At 72.2% G+C, this 17,565-nt stretch carries 20 protein-coding genes; 11 read left to right on the forward strand and 9 right to left on the reverse strand.

Annotation, left to right across the window (positions count from 1 at the left end; genetic code table 11):
- Together ACZ7OY_RS38405 and ACZ7OY_RS38410 are read right to left on the reverse strand one after the other, a co-directional pair.
- On the reverse strand, nucleotides 1-629 hold a 629-nt coding region (locus ACZ7OY_RS38405), incomplete at its 3' end, for a maltotransferase domain-containing protein (RefSeq protein WP_472250215.1).
- Between the two features lie 78 nt (nucleotides 630-707).
- Nucleotides 708-1,004, reverse strand: a complete 297-nt coding sequence (locus ACZ7OY_RS38410; RefSeq protein ID WP_384724748.1) for a DUF5133 domain-containing protein — start codon at nucleotides 1,002-1,004, stop codon at nucleotides 708-710.
- A gap of 285 nt (nucleotides 1,005-1,289) precedes the next feature.
- Here ACZ7OY_RS38410 and ACZ7OY_RS38415 point away from each other — a divergent pair, with 285 nt between their 5' ends.
- Both ACZ7OY_RS38415 and glgX read left to right on the forward strand, forming a co-directional pair.
- Nucleotides 1,290-1,793, forward strand: a complete 504-nt coding sequence (locus ACZ7OY_RS38415) for a pep a2 (RefSeq protein ID WP_384724747.1) — start codon at nucleotides 1,290-1,292, stop codon at nucleotides 1,791-1,793.
- Nucleotides 1,794-1,849: 56 nt separating this feature from the next.
- Nucleotides 1,850-3,967 (forward strand): glycogen debranching protein GlgX, encoded by a 2,118-nt coding sequence (gene glgX, locus ACZ7OY_RS38420; RefSeq protein WP_472250216.1) that lies wholly within the window; start codon nucleotides 1,850-1,852, stop codon nucleotides 3,965-3,967.
- Between the two features lie 23 nt (nucleotides 3,968-3,990).
- Here glgX and ACZ7OY_RS38425 read toward each other — a convergent pair whose 3' ends face one another.
- On the reverse strand, nucleotides 3,991-4,800 hold the full coding sequence (locus ACZ7OY_RS38425) for a VOC family protein (protein WP_351616416.1): 810 nt from the start codon (nucleotides 4,798-4,800) through the stop codon (nucleotides 3,991-3,993).
- Nucleotides 4,801-4,958: 158 nt separating this feature from the next.
- Here ACZ7OY_RS38425 and ACZ7OY_RS38430 point away from each other — a divergent pair, with 158 nt between their 5' ends.
- The gene (locus ACZ7OY_RS38430; RefSeq protein WP_472250217.1) at nucleotides 4,959-5,294 is read left to right on the forward strand and encodes an ANTAR domain-containing protein; all 336 of its coding nucleotides are present in this window, start codon (nucleotides 4,959-4,961) and stop codon (nucleotides 5,292-5,294) included.
- A gap of 76 nt (nucleotides 5,295-5,370) precedes the next feature.
- Here ACZ7OY_RS38430 and ACZ7OY_RS38435 read toward each other — a convergent pair whose 3' ends face one another.
- Entirely contained in the window at nucleotides 5,371-6,168 is a 798-nt protein-coding gene (locus ACZ7OY_RS38435; protein ID WP_472250218.1) for a SigB/SigF/SigG family RNA polymerase sigma factor, read from the reverse strand.
- Nucleotides 6,169-6,510: 342 nt separating this feature from the next.
- On the opposite strand from ACZ7OY_RS38435, the gene ACZ7OY_RS38440 reads away from it, so the two are divergent.
- The 4 genes from ACZ7OY_RS38440 to ACZ7OY_RS38455 all read left to right on the forward strand — a co-directional run bounded on the left by ACZ7OY_RS38440 (nucleotide 6,511) and on the right by ACZ7OY_RS38455 (nucleotide 9,359).
- Entirely contained in the window at nucleotides 6,511-6,969 is a 459-nt protein-coding gene (locus ACZ7OY_RS38440; RefSeq protein ID WP_384724743.1) for a MarR family winged helix-turn-helix transcriptional regulator, read from the forward strand.
- Entirely contained in the window at nucleotides 6,966-7,823 is an 858-nt protein-coding gene (locus ACZ7OY_RS38445; RefSeq protein ID WP_351616426.1) for an ABC transporter ATP-binding protein, read from the forward strand. Before ACZ7OY_RS38440 ends, ACZ7OY_RS38445 begins: the two co-directional genes overlap by 4 nt.
- A complete protein-coding gene (locus tag ACZ7OY_RS38450; RefSeq protein ID WP_472250219.1) occupies nucleotides 7,783-8,643 on the forward strand; it encodes an ABC transporter permease in 861 nt (286 codons plus the stop codon). Before ACZ7OY_RS38445 ends, ACZ7OY_RS38450 begins: the two co-directional genes overlap by 41 nt.
- A 191-nt stretch (nucleotides 8,644-8,834) precedes the next feature.
- On the forward strand, nucleotides 8,835-9,359 hold the full coding sequence (locus ACZ7OY_RS38455) for a hypothetical protein (RefSeq protein WP_472250220.1): 525 nt from the start codon (nucleotides 8,835-8,837) through the stop codon (nucleotides 9,357-9,359).
- A 69-nt stretch (nucleotides 9,360-9,428) separates the two neighbouring features.
- Here the strand turns inward: ACZ7OY_RS38455 and hemC are convergent, their stop codons facing one another.
- The 4 genes from hemC to ligD all read right to left on the reverse strand — a co-directional run bounded on the left by hemC (nucleotide 9,429) and on the right by ligD (nucleotide 12,891).
- Nucleotides 9,429-10,364, reverse strand: coding sequence for a hydroxymethylbilane synthase (gene hemC / locus ACZ7OY_RS38460; protein ID WP_472250221.1), 936 nt, complete (start codon nucleotides 10,362-10,364; stop codon nucleotides 9,429-9,431).
- Nucleotides 10,365-10,411: 47 nt separating this feature from the next.
- On the reverse strand, nucleotides 10,412-10,900 hold the full coding sequence (locus tag ACZ7OY_RS38465; RefSeq protein WP_472250222.1) for a GNAT family N-acetyltransferase: 489 nt from the start codon (nucleotides 10,898-10,900) through the stop codon (nucleotides 10,412-10,414).
- An 82-nt stretch (nucleotides 10,901-10,982) separates the two neighbouring features.
- The gene (locus ACZ7OY_RS38470; RefSeq protein WP_384724738.1) at nucleotides 10,983-11,759 is read right to left on the reverse strand and encodes an NPP1 family protein; all 777 of its coding nucleotides are present in this window, start codon (nucleotides 11,757-11,759) and stop codon (nucleotides 10,983-10,985) included.
- 142 nt (nucleotides 11,760-11,901) lie between these two features.
- Nucleotides 11,902-12,891, reverse strand: a complete 990-nt coding sequence (ligD, locus tag ACZ7OY_RS38475; RefSeq protein ID WP_472250223.1) for a non-homologous end-joining DNA ligase — start codon at nucleotides 12,889-12,891, stop codon at nucleotides 11,902-11,904.
- Nucleotides 12,892-13,064: 173 nt separating this feature from the next.
- Between ligD and ACZ7OY_RS38480 the strand changes: the two genes are divergently transcribed.
- The 4 genes from ACZ7OY_RS38480 (at nucleotide 13,065) to ACZ7OY_RS38495 (ending at nucleotide 17,106) form a co-directional block, all read left to right on the forward strand.
- On the forward strand, nucleotides 13,065-13,589 hold the full coding sequence (locus ACZ7OY_RS38480) for a MarR family winged helix-turn-helix transcriptional regulator (protein ID WP_472250224.1): 525 nt from the start codon (nucleotides 13,065-13,067) through the stop codon (nucleotides 13,587-13,589).
- Nucleotides 13,590-13,725: 136 nt separating this feature from the next.
- Complete coding sequence (locus ACZ7OY_RS38485) at nucleotides 13,726-14,106, forward strand: DoxX family protein (RefSeq protein ID WP_351616448.1); 381 nt, start codon at nucleotides 13,726-13,728, stop codon at nucleotides 14,104-14,106.
- Entirely contained in the window at nucleotides 14,103-14,570 is a 468-nt protein-coding gene (locus tag ACZ7OY_RS38490) for a peroxiredoxin (RefSeq protein WP_384724735.1), read from the forward strand. The genes ACZ7OY_RS38485 and ACZ7OY_RS38490 overlap by 4 nt, the downstream gene beginning before the upstream one ends.
- A 187-nt stretch (nucleotides 14,571-14,757) precedes the next feature.
- Nucleotides 14,758-17,106 (forward strand): SpoIIE family protein phosphatase, encoded by a 2,349-nt coding sequence (locus tag ACZ7OY_RS38495; protein WP_472250225.1) that lies wholly within the window; start codon nucleotides 14,758-14,760, stop codon nucleotides 17,104-17,106.
- Here ACZ7OY_RS38495 and ACZ7OY_RS38500 read toward each other — a convergent pair whose 3' ends face one another.
- Nucleotides 17,107-17,541 (reverse strand): cupin domain-containing protein, encoded by a 435-nt coding sequence (locus ACZ7OY_RS38500; RefSeq protein WP_472250226.1) that lies wholly within the window; start codon nucleotides 17,539-17,541, stop codon nucleotides 17,107-17,109.
- Between the last annotated feature and the right edge of the window lie 24 nt (nucleotides 17,542-17,565).

Consider the following 17,565-nt stretch of genomic DNA (forward strand, 5'->3'; position numbering starts at 1 on the left):
GAGCGGGGGAAGAACTCGTACCAGGCGCCGTACAGGGCCCGTTCGCGTTCCACCAGCAGCGGCAACGGCGCCGAGGCGGTGAGCAGTTCACGCAGTGGATGGCGGGCAAGGACCTCGTCCACCTCCGGCGTCAGCGCCGCCGCCAGCCGCGCCGCCACCGGCAGCGAGTCGTCGAGCAGTCGCCGCGACGCCTCCCGGACCAGGGTGCGGCCGGGCCCCTTCGGCACCCGGGCCGCCGCCCGCTCGTAGAGCTTTCCGCCCTCCTCCAGGACCAGGCCCGTGTCGAGGCCGGCCGGGATCTTGATCTCGGCGTGCCGGCGCCAGGTGGTCACGGGGTCGGACCACGCCTCGACCGTGTACGTCCAGCGCCCTGTCGCGTCCGGGCGCACGTCGGCGCCCCACAGGTCGGTGCCCGGGGCGAGTTCACGCATCGGCGTCCAGGGGCCGCGGCGTCCTTCGGGGTCCCGCAGGACGACGTTGGCGGCAACGGCTTCGTGGCCCTCGCGGAAGACGGTGGCGGTGACCTGGATCGCCTCTCCCACGACCGCCTTGGCCGGGCGTCTGCCGCACTCCACCCGAGGGCGGACCCCCCGTACCGGGATCCTGCCGATGGCCCTGGTGGACTTCATGTGTTGACCTCCGCCGTGCTGGTCGACGGGCCGTCCGCGGCCCGGCTGTTCGGACTGTCCAAGCTGCACCGGGGAGGGCTAGTGCTCCGCCGGGGAATGCCGGAGCGCGAGGGCTCCGCTGTGCGCGGGGGTCTTCGGCCGGCCACGCCCGCTCCGCTCCCTCAGATACGGTCCGGCGGCGCTGCCCAGATAGCGTTCGGCGGCCTCGGCCGCCTCGCGGGCGCAGCGCTTGCCCATCAGCACGCACAGGGTGTATCCGGAATCCTCGAAGGTGGCCCGAACCGAGCGGTCACCCGGTGCGGCGAGCATCGCGCGCTCCCATGACCGGTAACGCCTCAGGTGACGGGCGACTTCGGCTTTCGCGGGTAGCAGCATGGCGCTGTTCACCTTCCGGGATTTCGAGAGGTGCGTCGCCCGGGAGATCGGGCACGCAGAGGCGCCGACAGGGCGCGGCTCTCAAGGCTTTCACTTATGGTGCACGCGCGATGACCCAGCGTCCTGTTGGATCTTGGTTGTGGTGCGCTCGTGTTGCACGAATGGCGTAGCAGCCGCACTGTGGATGTGACTCAGGAGCGACTACCGTTCACGCTTCGTGTTCGTGGACCTCGGCCTACGGGGTCGAGGTCCACCGAGAACCTTGCCGGTGAGGAGCCAACGACGATGAAGAGCGCAGTGCCCTGTTACTACCACCTCGACGTGGAAGTCGATCCGGAACGCGTGGACCAGGTCAGGCGCATCCTGGCCGCCCATCTCCGGCTCTGGGACCTCGAGACGCTGGTCGAGCCGGTCTGCCATGGCACCGAGCTCCTGCTGAAGGCCATCGACGAACACGCCACGGACAAGAGCGCGACGGTCGAGATGTGGTGGAACCGCCAGCACCTGATCACCGCCATCGGCGAGAACGACTGCGATCTGCGCCCGGACCCGGACCTGCGCGACTGCCTGGGGCGCATCGCCGCGATGAGTGACGGCTGGGGCTGCTGCGCCACCGGCACCGGCTCCAAGGTCATCTGGTTCTCGCAGCGCGCCCGGGCCGGCGAACGCGTCCCGCTGGTGCCCACCGTGCCCGAGCCGAGCCTGCGGGAGGTGCTTCAGGTGCCCCGGGCGCTGCGGGTCGCGGCGCTGGCCGACCCCACGGACGGCGTCCTGGCGGTCGCCCGGTGACCGCGAAGTCACGCCGGAAGTCACCGCGGAAGTCACCCCGGAAGTCCACGGCAGGGGTGTCCGCCAGGAGCGGGCACCCCTACCCGTTGGGTGCCGAATTCGACGGGAGGGGCACCAACTTCGCACTCTTCAGCGAGGTCGCCGAGCGCGTGGACCTGGTCCTCGTGGACGACGACGGCACGCACCGGCAGATCCCGCTGACCGAGGTCGACGGCTTCGTCTGGCACGGCTATCTCGCCGGTGTCGGCCCGGGGCAGCGCTACGGCTACCGGGTGCACGGGCCGTGGCACCCCGGCTCCGGGCACCGCTGCAATCCCGCGAAGCTGCTGCTCGATCCGTACGCCAGGGCCGTGGACGGTCAGATCGACGGCCACGCCTCGCTGTACGAGCGCGCGCCCGACGGACCCGACCCGGCCGACAGCGCCGGGCACACCATGCTCGGCGTGGTGATCGACTCCGGCTTCGACTGGGGCGACGACCGCCCGCCCCTCCGGTCGTACGCCGACACCGTGATCTACGAGGCCCACGTCCGGGGGCTGACCCGCACCCACCCCGACGTGCCGTCCGAACTGCGCGGCACCTACGCGGGACTCGCCCACCCCGCGGTCCTGGAACACCTCACCTCGCTGGGCGTCACCGCGGTCGAACTGATGCCCGTCCACCAGTTCGTGCAGGACGGCGTGCTCCAGGGCCGCGGGCTGTCCAACTACTGGGGCTACAACACGATCGGCTTCTTCGCCCCGCACAACGCCTACGCCGCCCACGGCACCCGGGGCCAACAGGTCGCCGAGTTCAAGGCGATGGTGAAGGCGCTGCACGCGGCCGGGCTCGAAGTGATCCTCGACGTGGTCTACAACCACACCGCCGAGGGCAACGAGAAGGGACCCACCCTCTCCTTCCGCGGCATAGACAACGCCTCGTACTACCGGCTGGTCGACGGCGACTGGTCGCACTACTACGACACCACCGGCACCGGCAACAGCCTGCTCATGCGGCACCCCTACGTCCTACAGCTGATCATGGACTCGCTGCGGTACTGGGTGACCGAGATGCACGTCGACGGGTTCCGCTTCGATCTGGCGGCGACGCTGGCACGGCAGTTCCACGAGGTGGACCGGCTGTCGGCGTTCTTCGACCTCATCCAGCAGGACCCGGTGATCAGCAGGGTCAAGCTCATCGCCGAGCCGTGGGACCTCGGCGAGGGCGGCTACCAGGTGGGCAACTTCCCCCAGCTGTGGTCGGAGTGGAACGGCAAGTACCGGGACGCCGTACGGGACTTCTGGCGCGCGGAGGAGCACACGCTCGGCGAGTTCGCCTCCCGTCTGACCGGTTCCGCGGACATCTACGCGCACAGCCGGCGCCGGCCCCGCGCCAGCGTCAACTTCGTGACCGCGCACGACGGGTTCACCCTGCGTGACCTCGTCTCGTACAACGACAAGCACAACGAGGCCAACGGCGAGGGCAACCGGGACGGCGCGAGCGACAACCGCTCCTGGAACTGCGGCGCCGAGGGCCCGACCCGCGACCCGGGCGTGCTGCGGCTGAGGGCCCGTCAGCAGCGCAACTTCCTGGCCACCCTGCTGCTGTCGCAGGGCATCCCGATGCTCTGCCACGGCGACGAGCTCGGGCGCACCCAGCGCGGCAACAACAACGCCTACTGCCAGGACAACGAGGTCTCCTGGGTCGACTGGCGGCCGGGCGAGGAGCAGCGTCGGCTGCTGGAGTTCACCCGGTACGCGATCGCGCTGCGCTCCGCCCACCCCGTCCTGCGCCGCCGTCGCTTCTTCCACGGCGAGACGCCCACCCACGCCGACCGGCCCCTGCCCGACCTCGTGTGGCTGCTGCCCGACGCGCGCGAGATGACCGACCGGGACTGGCGGCGCGCCGACGCGCACTCGGTCGGGGTCTTCCTCAACGGTGACGCCATCGCCGAGCCCGACCCGCAGGGCCGGCCCGTCGTCGACGACTCGTTCCTGCTGCTGCTCAACAGCTACTGGGAGCCGGTCGACTTCCGGCTGCCGGGCACCGCCTACGGCGAACGCTGGACGACCCTGATCGACACCATGGAGCAGGACGGTGCCCCGGACGAGACGGAACACAAGGCGGACACCGTCCTGACCGTCGGACCACGCAGCCTGGTGCTGCTCACCCGCCCCGCCCGCCGCAGCAGGTGAGGCGGGTTCTCAGAACTTCGCTCTCAGCGCGCGTGGTGCGAGGTCACCGTGAACTGGGCGCCGTCGGGGTCGCGCAGCACCACCATGTCGGGGCTCCGGTGCAGGATGGTGCCGCCGTGCCGCTCCGCGTCCCGCGCGCAGGCCGTCGGGTCGTCGACCGCGAAGTGCACCTGCCAGTGCGGCCGGATGGTGGGGTCGGGGGCCGCCTCCAGCGCCCCGGAGACGATCCGGGCCACGACGTCGCCCCGGCTGCGCAGCACGACCTCGCCGCCCTCGTAGTGCACCTCGCAGCAACCGGGGCAGTCGGACGCCCATTCGAGTACCTCGCCGTAGAAGATGGCGGCGTCGAACGCGTCACGGGTGTGCAGCCGGATGAAGGCGGGGGACACCTCCCGCCACGTCTCCCAGTCGGAGAAGAGTGACCCCTCCCAGATCCCGAAGGTGGCGCCGTCCCGGTCGGCCAGCAGGGCCGCCCGGCCCGGCTTGAGGGAGATCGGTCCCACCGCGGCGGTGCCGCCGCGCTCGCGGACCCGTGACACCGCCTCGTCCGCGCTGCGCACGGCGAAGTACGGCGTCCAGGCCACCGCCATCTGCCACATGCCGGCGACCGCGGCGATCCCGGCGACCGGAGCCTCACCCACCATCGCGATGCGGAACTGGTCGCCGAGTTTCGCCGTGCGCCACTGCCAGCCCAGTACGGCGCTGTAGAACTCCTCCGCCGCCTTCAGGTCGCGGCTGGTCAGGCTCACCCAGCAGGGCGCGCCGAACACGGAGTGGGTCGACAGGGGCTTCTGGGTGGAGGTCGAGGTGGAGGGGCTCGTGTCGTGGTTCATGGTGCTCGCGTTCCGATCTCGTCGCCCGGGAGGGGGGCCACCGGCTCCCTCCCTCCCGGAGGGGCACCGGTCCCCTTCCAGTGTCCGGTGGGAACCGCTCCCTGCGCCTGCCGAGTACCCCCGGTGGCGAGGGGTCGCACGCGTGCCACGATGGAAGCGTGGCAGGCGTACCGGACGTGCCTGGGGACGAGACGGACCGCGTCTTCCGGCTCCAGGAGGAGATCGACCAGCTCAAGGAGGCGGTGGTCTCCCACGCCGTGGTGGACCAGGCGATCGGCATGGTCGTGGCGCTGGGGCGGGTGACACCGGACCAGGGATGGCTGGTGCTCAAGGACGTCTCCCAGCACACGAACGTCAAGCTGCGCTATGTCGCGGAGACGATCGTGCTCTGGGGACGCAGCGGCGAGATGCCCGCGGAGATCCGCGCGGAGCTGGACGACGCGCTGGACCGGTATGGCCCCGCACAGATCCCGGGCGCACCCCCGGCCGGGTGACGGGCCGGACCGCGGCCGGCCGCGGCGGCCGGACGGTGGCAGGGCGGTGGCAGGGCGGCGGCCGGGCGAGCACGGCTCAGTCGCCCTCCTTGCCCTCCTCGATCTCCGCGCGCAGCCGGGCGAAGCAGCCGCTGAGCAGCCGCGAGACGTGCATCTGCGAGATGCCCAGCTGCTCCGCGATGGTGTTCTGGGTCATGCCGCCGAAGAAGCGCAGATACAGGATGGTGCGTTCGCGCTCAGGCAGTGCCTGGAGGCAGGGCGTCACGGACACCCGGTCGACGACGGTGTCGTAGGCCGGATCCGGACCGCCGAGCGCGTCGGCCAGGGCGTACCCCTCGGTGCCGGGCATCTCGGCCTCCAGCGACAGCGCCGTGAAGCAGTCCAGCGCCTCCAGCCCGGCGCGCACCTCGTCCTCGTCGAGCCCGGTGTGCTCGGCGAGCTCGGCCACGGTGGCATGGCGCCCGGACAGCGAGGGCGCCAGCTCCTTGGTGGCTTTCCGCACCTGGTTGCGCAGGTCCTGGACGCGGCGCGGGACGTGCAGCGTCCACATGTGGTCGCGGAAGTGGCGCTTGATCTCACCGGTGATGGTCGGTACCGCGTACGCCTCGAAGACCCGGCCGCGCGCCGGGTCGTAGTGGTCGACCGCTTTGACGAGCCCCAGGGCGGCCACCTGGTACAGGTCCTCCAGGGTCTCGCCGCGACCGCGGAAGCGGACGGCGATCCGCTCGGCCATCGGCAGCCAGAGCCGGACGAGTTCGTCGCGCAGCTCCGTGCGCTCGGGGCCCGCGGGCAGCCGCGCGAATCGTGCGAAGGACTCGGTGGTGTCAGGGGCGTCGTCGTGCGGATGTTGTTTCGTCCTGATGGCGGTACGCATCTGCGCGCCTCCCTCAGTGGGGTGCCGGATGGACGGACCCCGCGGGAGACGCACGCTCGGGCCGTTGGACGGAGGCCGGAGCCTGCGGGCGGAACCCCGCGGGCGTGCCTCCTGTCCGAAGCACTGGAATTCGAATTCCCCGCCCGGACACTTCCGAAACAATTATGTGAATACCTGCGGAAAAGCCACCTTATGAATTCGAAGGAATTCGGGGAGTGAAATTCCCCGGCGTGGGCGGCCCGGCGCGGGCGTCGTGCCGGGGCGCGGCCGGGCGTCCGGCGGCCGCCGCTCTTGACCCTTCCTTGGTGCCGATACCTCTGATGCAGAGCTAATCTCGGAGGCATGGAGCAGCGGGAGACCTTCCCCGAGGAGCTGGCCCAGGCGCTGGTCGGGGTGCACCGGCTGATCAGACGCCGGCTGCGGGCCGGGCTGGGCGCGCCGCGGCTGCGCGGTGCCGAGGTGGAGCTGCTGCGCCTGGTCGAGGCGCGGCCCGGGATCGGCGTCGGCGATGCGGCCAAGGAGCTCTGCCTGGCGGGCAATTCGGTCTCGACCCTGGTCAACAAGCTCGTCCGGGACGGCTTTCTGATCCGTGAGACCGACCCCGCCGACCGGCGGGCCGCCCGGCTGCTGCTGACCGGGGCCGCCGAGGCCCGGCTGCGCGCCTGGCAGGAACGCCGCGCCGACCTGCTGCGCCGCCATGTGGCCCGGCTCGACGAGGCGGACCGGGAAGCACTCGGCGCGGCCGTCCCGGCCCTGCGCCGGCTGGCCGCCACCCTGCGCGAGGAAGCCGAGGAGTCATGACCCCGAACGTCGAAGGACCGGCCGAGGCCGTCCGCTGCGCACAGCTCACCTACTCCTTCGGCGCCACGACCGCCGTCGACGGGCTGGACCTGTCGGTGGCCGAGGGCGAGACCTTCGGACTGCTCGGCCCGAACGGCGCCGGCAAGACCACCGCGATCCGCTGCATCACCACCCTGCTGCCGGTCCCGGCCGGCACGGTCCGCGTCTTCGGCCACGACGCGGCCGGGGAGCAGATGGCCGTACGCCGCATGCTCGGCTACGTACCGCAGCAGCTGTCCGCCGACGCGGGCCTCACCGGACGCGAGAACGTCGCCCTGTTCGCCCGGGTGTTCGACGTGCCGCGCCGTGAGCGCGCCGAACGGGTCGGCCAGGCCCTGGCCGCGGTGGACCTGGAGGAGGCCGCGGACCGCCTGGCGAGCACCTACTCCGGCGGCATGGTCCGCCGCCTCGAACTCGCCCAGGCGCTGGTCAGCGCCCCCCGCCTGCTGATCCTGGACGAGCCGACGATCGGCCTCGACCCCATCGCCCGAACCGGGGTCTGGGACCACATCAACGCCGTACGCGCCGCCACCGGCATGACCGTCCTGGTGACCACGCACTACATGGACGAGGCCGACCAGTACTGCGACCGGGTCGGCCTGATGCACCGCGGCCGTATCCGCGCCCTCGGCACCCCGGCCGAACTCAGGCGCGGACTCGGCGAACGCCGGCGCGCCGAGGGCACGGCGGCCTCCGCCGCGCTGCCGACGCTGGAGGACGTCTTCCGCGACGTCGCCGGCAGCGGCCTCGACGACAAGTCAGGAGACTTCCGCGATGTCCGAAGCACCCGCCGCACCGCACACCGTGTCGGCTGACCACCTCCCCGGCAAGGACATCGGCCTGCTGCTGCGGCCGCCCCGGCCCCGGGCGGGCTGGAGGCTGCTGCCCGCCCGGGTCGGCGCGATGTGCGCCGTCGAACTCCAGAAACTGCGCCACGACCGTACGGAGCTGTACACCCGCGCCGTCCAGCCCGCCCTGTGGCTGCTGATCTTCGGCCAGACCTTCACCCGGATCAAGGCGATCCCCACCGACGGCATCCCCTACATCGACTACCTCGCCCCCGGCATCATCGCCCAGTCCGCGATGTTCATCGCGATCTTCTACGGCATCCAGATCATCTGGGAGCGGGACGCCGGCATCCTCAACAAACTGCTGGTCACACCCACGCCACGGGCGGCACTGATCACCGGCAAGGCGTTCGCGGCCGGGGTGAAGTCACTGATCCAGGCGGTCGTGGTCGTCGTCATCGCCGCGGTCCTCGGCGTGGCCCTGACCTGGAACCCGCTGAAACTGCTGGGCGTGGCCGCGGCCGTGGTCCTGGGCTCGGCCTTCTTCTCCTGTCTGTCGATGACCATCGCGGGCATCGTGCTCAGCCGTGACCGTCTCATGGGCTTCGGCCAGGCGATCACGATGCCGCTGTTCTTCGGATCCAACGCCCTCTACCCGGTCTCCGTCATGCCCGGCTGGCTCCAGGCCGTCAGCCTGGCCAACCCGCTGAGCTATCAGGTCGACGCGCTGCGCGGGCTTCTGCTGGGCACGCACGCGCACCTCGCGGCCGACTTCGGGGTGCTTTTCGTGGCCGCCGCGGCGGGCATCGCCGCCGCCTCCTCGCTGCTGGGCCGACTGGCCCGCTGAACTCACCCGGAGAAGTGATGTGCGGCACGCCCCGCACAGAGCCTCGCGCCGCCCGGATCCGGATTCCTCCTGCGCACAGCTTGATCAACGATCAAATAGGTCGAATTCGCTGGCCACGGCGCATTACGCATATTTGACAGTGCACTGAGCGCACGGATAGGAAGCAGCCTCAGAAGTCGAGAGGTAGGACTGTGTACGAGCCGAACGTGGTCGATGACTGGCGGGAGTACGACGAGCACGCCGGTCTGCGTGTCCGCGTCCATGGGCTGGAGGCGGCCGAGCCGCCGCGCGGCCGTGACGACGCCGCCGAGGGGATGACGTACTTCCGCCTGCGCGTCACGGTCGAGAACCGGGGCGAGCGGCACCTCGGCATCCACCTGGAGGACGGCCAGATCGACGTACGCATCGGTCCCGAGGGCGAGAGTGCGTTCATCGACTGGCGCAACACCCAGTTCATCGAGGGCTTCGACGTCTACCCGCTGCGCCGGGCCACCGCCGTGCTGTTCGCCGCGGGCCCCGAGGCCGCCCTCGGCCTGATCGACGTGCAGATCCAGCTCCGGGTCGACGAGGAGTGGACCGACCGGCGGCTGTGGACCGGCGGCCTGGGGCTGCGCGAGGGGTCCGTCGCCCCCGCCACGGGCGCCGCGGGGCGGGAGGGCCTGGCCGGCCAGGTGAGCAACTTCCTGCGGGACCAGGCCGAAGAGGGCACCGCCTGACCCGGCCGCGCCGACGGGGCCGCCCGACGGGGCCGCCCGGCAGGGCCGCGCTCCGGGCGGGGAGCCGCCTCAGTGCGGGATGCCGTCGATGATCTCGCGGGCGCCCTGCCGCAGCAGGGCCACGGCGACCGAGGTGCCCAGAGTGGCCGGATCGAGCCGCCCCGCCCATTCGTGGGCGTTCAGCCGAGTCTTGCCGTCAGGGGTGAACACACAAGCACGCAGCGAGAGCTCACCACTGCGGTCGACCCGCGCGAACCCGGCGATCGGGCTGTTGCAGTGGCCCTGGAGCACATGCAGGAACATGCGCTCCGCGGTGGCCTCCCGATGGGTGGCCGGGTCGCCGAGCCCGCTGACGGCGTCGATGAGCTCGCTGTCGCCCTCCCGGCACTGAAGGGCGAGGACACCCGCGCCGATCGGCGGCATCATCGTCTCCGGCGACAGCACCTCGCTGATCACGTCGCTCCGGCCGATCCGCTCCAGCCCGGACACCGCAAGCAGCAGCGCGTCGGCCTCGCCGGCCGCCAGCTTCTCCAGCCGCCGGTTGGCGTTGCCGCGGAACGGCACGCACTCCAGCTGCGGGTGCGTGGCCGCCAGCTGGGCGATCCGGCGCACCGAGGAGGTGCCGATCCGGGTCCCCGCGGGCAGTTCGTCGAGGGTCAGTCCGCCGGGGTGGACGAGGGCGTCGCGGATGTCGTCCCGCTTCAGGAACGCGGCGAACACCGTGCCCGCCGGGAGCGGCCGGTCCGCCGGTACGTCCTTGACGCAGTGCACCGCGAGATCGGCCTCGCCGGCCAGCAGCGCCGCGTCGACCTCCTTGGTGAACGCGCCCTTGCCCTCGACCTGGGACAGGTCGCCCATCCACTTGTCGCCGGTCGTCTTCACGGGCACGACCTCGGTACGGACACCGGGGTGCAGAACCGCCAACTCGGCACGCACCCGCTCCACCTGGGCCAGCGCCATGGGCGAGTCGCGGGAGACGATCCGGATCAATTCGGGAACGGACATGCGGACACGATAGACCCTCCTGAGGGCCCCTCAGACACAAACCGCGTTCAACGGGACACCGGCAGGCTGTAGCGCACCTTCTCCATCGCGCGCCCCCCGAGACGGTCGTAGAACCGGATCGCCCCCTCGTTCCACGCGGGCGTCTGCCACTGCACCTCGGCCATGCCCCGGCCGGCCGCCTCGGCCACCACCGCGTCCATCAGCAGGGAGCCGAGGCCCAGTCCGCGATGGGCCGGGGCCAGGAACAGACAGTCCATGTGGAGGTAGTCGCGGCCGTCCCAGGTGGACAGCACGGGAGCGCACGTGGCGTATCCGGCCACCTCGCCGCCGGGCAGTTCGGCCAGCAGACAGACGAGCCGGGGCGCGGGGCCGTCGAAGAGGAGACCGGCCAGGCGATCGGCGAGATCGGCCACGGGCGGCGCGGCACGCTCGTACTGCGCGTGCTGCGCGGCGAGTTCGGCGACCCGCGGCAGATCGGCGCGGGTGGCGTGCCGGACCAGGGGAGCGCCGGGCACCGCGTCGGGAAGATCGTCCATCCGCACATCATCCCCCACGGGCCCCGGAACCGTGCGGGTTCCGGGGCCCGGAGCGCGGGCGGGGCGGCGAGCGGTGGCGCGGTCAGGCGTTGGGGTCGAACGTGATGCCGGACGGCTTCGCCGAGGAGAGGTGGGAGGCGAAATTGCTGTCCTTCAGGCCGAAGTTGGCGCTGCCGAAGTTGTAGGCGCTCAACTTGTCGCGCAGACCGGCCGGGTAGCCGTTCCAGCCGACCAGCGGCGGGTACTGCCAGGTGTGCTTGTGGTTCTCCGGCGGCTCGTCGTTGGTGTTGGCCAGCCGGAAGCAGTGCGTGCTGATGCCGTCCTTGTGGTAGACGACCTTGGCGTGCGTGCCCTCGAAGCGCACGGTGGAGACCGCGTGCACGGTGAACGAGCCGTGGTTGGACGTCGAGACGTACTGCACCTGGCCGTTCTGCACCCACACCACGACGTGTTCCCAGTCGTTGCGGTGGCCGCCGAGACCGCTGCCGGCCACCGCCTGGTCCTTCTCGAAGTACAGGCCATACAGGTACGCGCACCAGCCGTTGTTGCACTTGTAGCGCGAGTAGCTGTTGGTGTTGTCCAGGTCCGAGGCGTCCCGGCACTGGCCGTTGAGGGCGCCGCTCGGGTTGAGGCCGCCGTTGACGGTCCCGTCCGGGCCGATGGCCGGCGTGGGGTAGCAGCCGTCCGTGTCGTAGTCGAACGCGGGCTGGTAGGTCAGTTCCGCGGCCTCGGCGTTGGAGGGCAGCGCCTGCGGCGGCGCGGCGAAGGCGGCGGAGGGGAAGGCGAGGACCAGAGCGGCGGCCCCGGCCAGGCCGGTGATCCATCTCCTGCGGTGTGCCTTGAACTTCGGTGACGACACTGCGTCCTCCTCATGGTCCGGGCGCAGCCCAACGGCTGTGGGGGAATGGGGAGTTCAGCTTCCCGGGTTTCGACCTCCGGGCCAAGGGGCGGCGTGTGTACAGGCGATGAGGCGCAGCCCAATACTGGACGGTGATTGATCGTCAGGCGGAGTCGTCCGGCAGGTCCGGCAGGACGGCGGCCGACTCCTCGGGCGCCAGATCGGGGCGCAGCCGCTGCCAGGACGGCTGGCGCAGCATCCCGGCCCGGGTGCGGGTGCTGAAGCGGACCTCGCCGACCAGCCGGGGCAGCACCCAGTGCGCGCCCGCGATCGGCGGCGCGGCGTCGAACGGGCACCGGTCCGTCGCGGCGGCCTCCAGCAGCGCGGCGAGGTCGGCCCGCTCGGCCTCGCTCCAGCCGGTGCCCACGCTGCCGACATAGCGCAGCCGTCCCTCGGTGCGCTGCCCCACCAGGACGGCGCCGGGCAGGCCGGTCAGGCGCCCCCGGCCGGGCACCCAGCCGCCGACGATCACGTCCTCGGTGCGCAGGTTGCGGATCTTGGTCCAGGCCCGCGAGCGCACTCCCGATTCGTAGACCGAGTCCAGCTGTTTGCAGACCAGGCCCTCCAGGCCGTGCTCGCGGGTGGCGCGCAGGGCCTGCTCGCCGTGGCCGACGAGGGCGGCCGGTGTCGACCAGTACGGGCCCTGCAGACCGAGCTCCTCCAGCCGGGAGCGCCGACGGCGGTAGGGCTCGGCCAGCAGGGGTCGGGTGCCGAGGTGCATGACGTCGAACAGGACGAGATGGACGGGGACTTCGGCGGCACGGCGGGCCGCTCTCGCCGGTGCGTGGGCCAGGCCCATCCGGGACTGCAGGAGCTGGAAGTCGGCGCGTCCGTCCGCGTCGAGCGCCAGCACCTCCCCGTCCAGTACGGCAGGTGTGGTGCCCAGCGCGTCGCCCAGCGTCCGCAGTTCGGGGTAGGCGGCGGTGATGTCCTCGCCGGACCTGGCCCGCAGCAGCACGCCGCCGTCCCCGGCCAGGTAGGCCACGACCCGCTGGCCGTCCTGCTTGGTCTCGTACGCCCAGTGCGCGTCCTGCGCGGGGGGCGGCAGGGTGCCGGGCATGGCGAGCATGGGGGCGATCAGCGGCAGGGTCACGGGTCAGATGTCGACGGACCCGGCCCGCGTCACGCGTGCGGCCCGCGGGTTTCCCCTGAACGGCGCCGTCCCCCGCGACGCCGCAGGGCCCGGATGCGGGATGCTGGGGGTGCGGCGGCCGGGGCCGCGGATTAGTTACTTGAGTTACGCAACGATATGGTAACCTGGTGTGTATGTCCACGTCACCGCTCCCCGCCGCCCCTGCCGCCTCCCCGGAAGTCGTCGAGATCGAGCGGGCGCTCTCCCGCATCACCTATCTGAGCACCCGCGCCCGGCAGCACGACCGGCTCATGGCCCTGGCCGGGGTGCCGCTGGACCGGGCGGCCGTGGCGCTGCTGCGGCAGATCGCCGACTCCGACGCGCTCCGCCCGGGGGAGCTGGCCCAGCGGCTCGGAGTGGAGGCCTCGCACGTCACCCGTACGGTGCAGCAGCTGGAGAAGTCCGGCTATGTCACCCGGGTGCCCGACCCCGACGACGGCCGGGCCCAGCGCATCCAGCTGACCGTGGCGGGCCGCCGGGCCGTCGGCCGGATCCGGGACGCCGGCACCCGCGGCATGCAGCTGGCGCTCGCCGACTGGTCCCCGCAGGAACTGAGCCAGCTCGCCACGCTGTTCCACCGCATGGTCGACGACTTCCTCGCGTACGCCGCGGAGGACGACGCCGACCAGCAGGCCTCCGCCCCGGCCTCCGGCACCTGACGGCACTGGGCGGGCGTTCGACGGCACCGGACGGCGCTCGACGGTGTCCGAAGGCGCCCGGTGGCGCAGGACCCGGAGCGACCGGCCTGTCTTACCGTCCAGTAATATCGCGCGGCAGGTCGTCAGAGGAGGAACCGTGTCACGGTCCGAACGCTCGTCCCTGCTGCTCGCCGGTCTGCTGGCCACCGCGGGCACCGCCCACTTCGCCGCACCACGCCCGTTCGACGCCACCGTGCCCCGGGCGCTGCCCGGCTCGCCCCGGACCTGGACCTATGCGAGCGGGGCCGCCGAGCTGGCGCTCGCGGCGGGCCTGGCCGTGCCGCGGACCAGACGGGTCGCCGCGCTGGCCGCCGCCGCGTTCTTCGTCGGCGTGTTCCCGGCCAACGTCAAGATGGCCGTGGACTGGCGCAACCGCCCCACCCCGCAGAAGGCCGCCGCCCTGGGGCGCCTGCCGCTCCAGATCCCCCTCGTGCTGTGGGCCCGCAGCGTCGCCCGCGGGACGGAGGGCCGGTCATGAGCGCGACCGTCGAGGTCGGCAGCAAGGTCGAGGACTTCACGCTCCTCGATGAGACGGGCACCGCGCGCAGTCTCGTCGAGCTGCTCGCCGACGGGCCCGTCGTGCTGTTCTTCTATCCCGCCGCCCTGACCGCCGGCTGCACCGCGGAGGCCTGCCACTTCCGCGATCTTGCCGCCGAGTTCGCCGAGGCGGGCGGACGCCCGGTCGGCGTCAGCGGCGACTCCGTCGACCGGCAGCAGGAGTTCGCCGGCCGGCACACGCTCGGCATGCCCCTGCTCTCCGACCCTGACGGGAAGGTGCGGGAGCTGTTCGGCGTGAAGCGGGGGTTCTCCCTGGCACCCACCAAGCGGGTCACCTTCGTCATCGCGCAGGACCGCACCGTGCTGGAGGTCGTACGCAGCGAGCTGCGGATGAACACCCACGCCGACCGGGCCCTCGCCGCACTGCGCGCCCACCGGGGCTGAGCCGCCGGCTCCTCGTCGTGGGGCGTCCGTCCCCGGGGTCGCCCCGCGGACGGACGCCCCACGGGAGGGGCGGGTTCCTCCGGGTCCGGCGGGTGTTCCGGAGGCGTCCAGGAGCGTCCGGGGGGCTCCGTCGCGCCGCGGACCCATGCGCTTGATGCGATGAGACAATCGGATCATCCTGGGTGATATGGAGCATGTCGCAGCCGTGGCGGTTGTCGACGCCCGGGGTTTCGTGACCGCATGGAGCGAGGGTGCCCGATCGCTGACGGGATATGGCGCCGACCAGGTCGTGGGCCGTCCGGCGCGCGAGCTGCTGGCCGAGGACCTTCGCGCCGGTGCGCTGCCCCCGCCCGCCGCCACCGCCGGCACCGCCGTCCTGCTCCACCGCGACGGCTCCACCGTCGCCCTGCGGCTCACGGCCTGCCCCGTACTGGGCGCCGGGGGTGCCCCCGACGGCTACGTGGTGACCGCCGAGCGGGCCCGGGAAGCGGAGCCCCTGCTCGCCGGGCAGGTCTTCCAGCAGGCGTCCATGTCGATGTCGGTCTTCGACGTCCGGCAGCGTTACCTGCGCGTCAACGACGTGGCCTGTCAGGTGCTGGGAGTGCCGGAGGAGGACCTGCACGGCCGGTATCTGCCGGACACCGTCGCGGACCCCGAGCGCAGCCAGGGCATCCTGCAGCATCTGCGCCAGGTGGCCGACACGGGCCGGCCGGTGCGCTACGAGAGCTTCACGGGCGCGCCCGTGCTCGACGGGGAGCGCGCCTGGACCGTCGAGATGTGGCCGGTACGGGACGCCGGGGGCGAGGTGACCGCGGTCGCCCTCGCGGCGCTCGACAGCAGCGACCAGTACTGGGCGCAGCGGCGGCTGGGTCTGCTGAACCAGGCGTCGGCCGCCATCGGCACCACCCTGGACGTGGTGCGCACCGCGGAGGAGATGGTGGAACTCCTGGTGCCGGAGTACGCCGACTTCGTCAGTGTGGACCTGCTCGACTGGGTCCTGTGGGCGGACGAGCCGCCTCGGGTGACGGACGACGAGATCGTGCTGCGCCGGGTCGCCCACGGCTCCGTCACCGAGGGCACCCCGGAGGCGGCTGTCCACCGGGGCGAGGCGGACCTGTACCCGCCGTCCTGTCCGCCGGTGCGAGCCCTGCGGGAGGGGCGGGCGATCGTCAGCTGCGCCGGTGACCCCGACTTCAGCGGATGGTTCGCGGAGCGCGACGCCCGGGCCCCCGCCGGCCGGGCGTTCCGCGAGGGCGTCCACTCGCTGATCGCGGTGCCGCTGCGGGCCCGTGGGGTCACCCTGGGCGTCGCGGTGGCCGTGCGCATCGCGCATCCGGACGACTACGTGGCGGAGGACGCCGTATTCGCCGAGGAACTGGCCGGCCGGGCGGCCCTGTGCATCGACAACGCCCGCCGCTTCGCCCGTGAGCGCGCGACGGCACTCGCCCTCCAGCACAGCCTGCTGCCGCGCGGACTGCCCGGACAGGCGGCGGTCGACGTGGCCCACCGCTACCTGCCCAGCGGATCGGTCGCAGGCATCGGTGGTGACTGGTTCGACGTGATCCCGCTGTCCGGCTGCCGGGTCGCGCTGGTCGTCGGCGACGTCGTGGGGCACGGCATCGCCTCCTCGGCGACCATGGGCCGGCTGTGCATGGCCGTGCGCACCCTCGCCGACGTGGACCTGCCGCCGGACGAGCTGCTCACCCACCTCGACGACCTGGTCGCCCATCTCGCGACGGACGAGAGCGGCGGCGAGGTCGCCGAACTCGGCGCCACCTGTCTCTACGCCGTGTACGACCCCGCCACACGCCGGCTCGCCTTCGCCTCCGCCGGCCACCCGGCCCCGGCCGTCGTGCTGCCCGACGGCACCGCACAGCTCATCGGGACGAGCCCGGGACCGCCGCTCGGTGTCGGCGGGCTGCCGTTCGAGGCGACCGAGCTGCAACTGCCCGAGGGCGCGATCGTCGCCCTGTACACGGACGGTCTGATCGAGGACCGCGACCGGGACGTCGACAGCGTCACCACAGACCTGTGCCGTGCGCTGACCGCGCGCACCGACACGCTCGACGACCTCTGCGACAGCGTGCTCAAGGCCGTGCTGCCCGAGGAGCCCGGCGACGACGTGGCCCTGCTGCTGGCCCGTACCCGGGCGCTGGGCGTGGACCAGGTCGCCACCTGGGCCGTCTCACCGGACCCCGAGCAGGTGGCCGCCGTCCGGCAGGCCGTCACCGAGCAGCTGAGCGCCTGGGGGCTGGAGGAGACGGCGTTCGTCACCGAACTCGTCGCCAGCGAACTGGTCACCAACGCCATCCGGTACGGCCATCCGCCCATCCAGCTCCGGCTGATCCGGGACCGCGCCCTCATCTGCGAGGTCTCCGACGGCAGTTCCACCTCCCCGCATCTGCGCCGCGCCCATGCCTTCGACGAGGGCGGGCGCGGACTGCTGCTCGTCGCCCAGCTCACCCAGCGCTGGGGCAGCAGGCAGACCGGCAGCGGAAAGATCATCTGGGCCGAGCAGCCGCTGCCACCGCAGTGATCACTGGAAGGGGCAGCCCGGGTTGGGCGCGTCCTCGGAGAACGGTGCGCCGTGCGGGAGCACGTACAGCACGTCGAGGACGAGCGGGGTGTCGCCCAGGTTGCGGCCGATGTGCACGTTGCCGGCTCCGGCCGGCTCCTGGATGGCGCTGCCCGCGCGGTAGATGCCGTCGGAGGCGCAGGTGGAGTCGAAGTGGCTGAGCGTGCCCTGCTTCACGAAGCCGTAGAGCGGGCCGTCGTGGTAGTGCCAGCCGGTGGCCTGGCCGGGCGGGACGGTTATCTCCCGCAGCACGTAGTCGGTGTTCCCCACGGTCCTCTCGGCGAGGAGCCGGGCCGTGACGCCGGGACCGGCCGGGGTGGCCCGGGCGGTGCCGCAGGCCAGGACGGTCGTGAGGGCGACCGCCCCGGTCACCATGGTGCGGAGCAGGGTGCGCATGGCGAGGGCCTCCTGGTGTGCGTG

Source organism: Streptomyces sp. NPDC107559 (assembly GCF_055657365.1).

What these genes read in the sequence shown, in the direction of transcription:
- ACZ7OY_RS38410 (WP_384724748.1), bottom strand. Translation starts at nt 1,004, where the DNA reads ATGCTGCTACCCGCGAAAGCCGAAGTCGCCCGTCACCTGAGGCGTTAC.
- ACZ7OY_RS38415 (WP_384724747.1), top strand. Translation starts at nt 1,290, where the DNA reads ATGAAGAGCGCAGTGCCCTGTTACTACCACCTCGACGTGGAAGTCGAT.
- ACZ7OY_RS38425 (WP_351616416.1), bottom strand. Translation starts at nt 4,800, where the DNA reads ATGAACCACGACACGAGCCCCTCCACCTCGACCTCCACCCAGAAGCCC.
- ACZ7OY_RS38435 (WP_472250218.1), bottom strand. Translation starts at nt 6,168, where the DNA reads ATGCGTACCGCCATCAGGACGAAACAACATCCGCACGACGACGCCCCT.
- ACZ7OY_RS38440 (WP_384724743.1), top strand. Translation starts at nt 6,511, where the DNA reads ATGGAGCAGCGGGAGACCTTCCCCGAGGAGCTGGCCCAGGCGCTGGTC.
- ACZ7OY_RS38445 (WP_351616426.1), top strand. Translation starts at nt 6,966, where the DNA reads ATGACCCCGAACGTCGAAGGACCGGCCGAGGCCGTCCGCTGCGCACAG.
- ACZ7OY_RS38450 (WP_472250219.1), top strand. Translation starts at nt 7,783, where the DNA reads ATGTCCGAAGCACCCGCCGCACCGCACACCGTGTCGGCTGACCACCTC.
- hemC (WP_472250221.1), bottom strand. Translation starts at nt 10,364, where the DNA reads ATGTCCGTTCCCGAATTGATCCGGATCGTCTCCCGCGACTCGCCCATG.
- ACZ7OY_RS38465 (WP_472250222.1), bottom strand. Translation starts at nt 10,900, where the DNA reads ATGGACGATCTTCCCGACGCGGTGCCCGGCGCTCCCCTGGTCCGGCAC.
- ACZ7OY_RS38480 (WP_472250224.1), top strand. Translation starts at nt 13,065, where the DNA reads ATGTCCACGTCACCGCTCCCCGCCGCCCCTGCCGCCTCCCCGGAAGTC.
- ACZ7OY_RS38490 (WP_384724735.1), top strand. Translation starts at nt 14,103, where the DNA reads ATGAGCGCGACCGTCGAGGTCGGCAGCAAGGTCGAGGACTTCACGCTC.
- ACZ7OY_RS38495 (WP_472250225.1), top strand. Translation starts at nt 14,758, where the DNA reads ATGGAGCATGTCGCAGCCGTGGCGGTTGTCGACGCCCGGGGTTTCGTG.
- ACZ7OY_RS38500 (WP_472250226.1), bottom strand. Translation starts at nt 17,541, where the DNA reads ATGCGCACCCTGCTCCGCACCATGGTGACCGGGGCGGTCGCCCTCACG.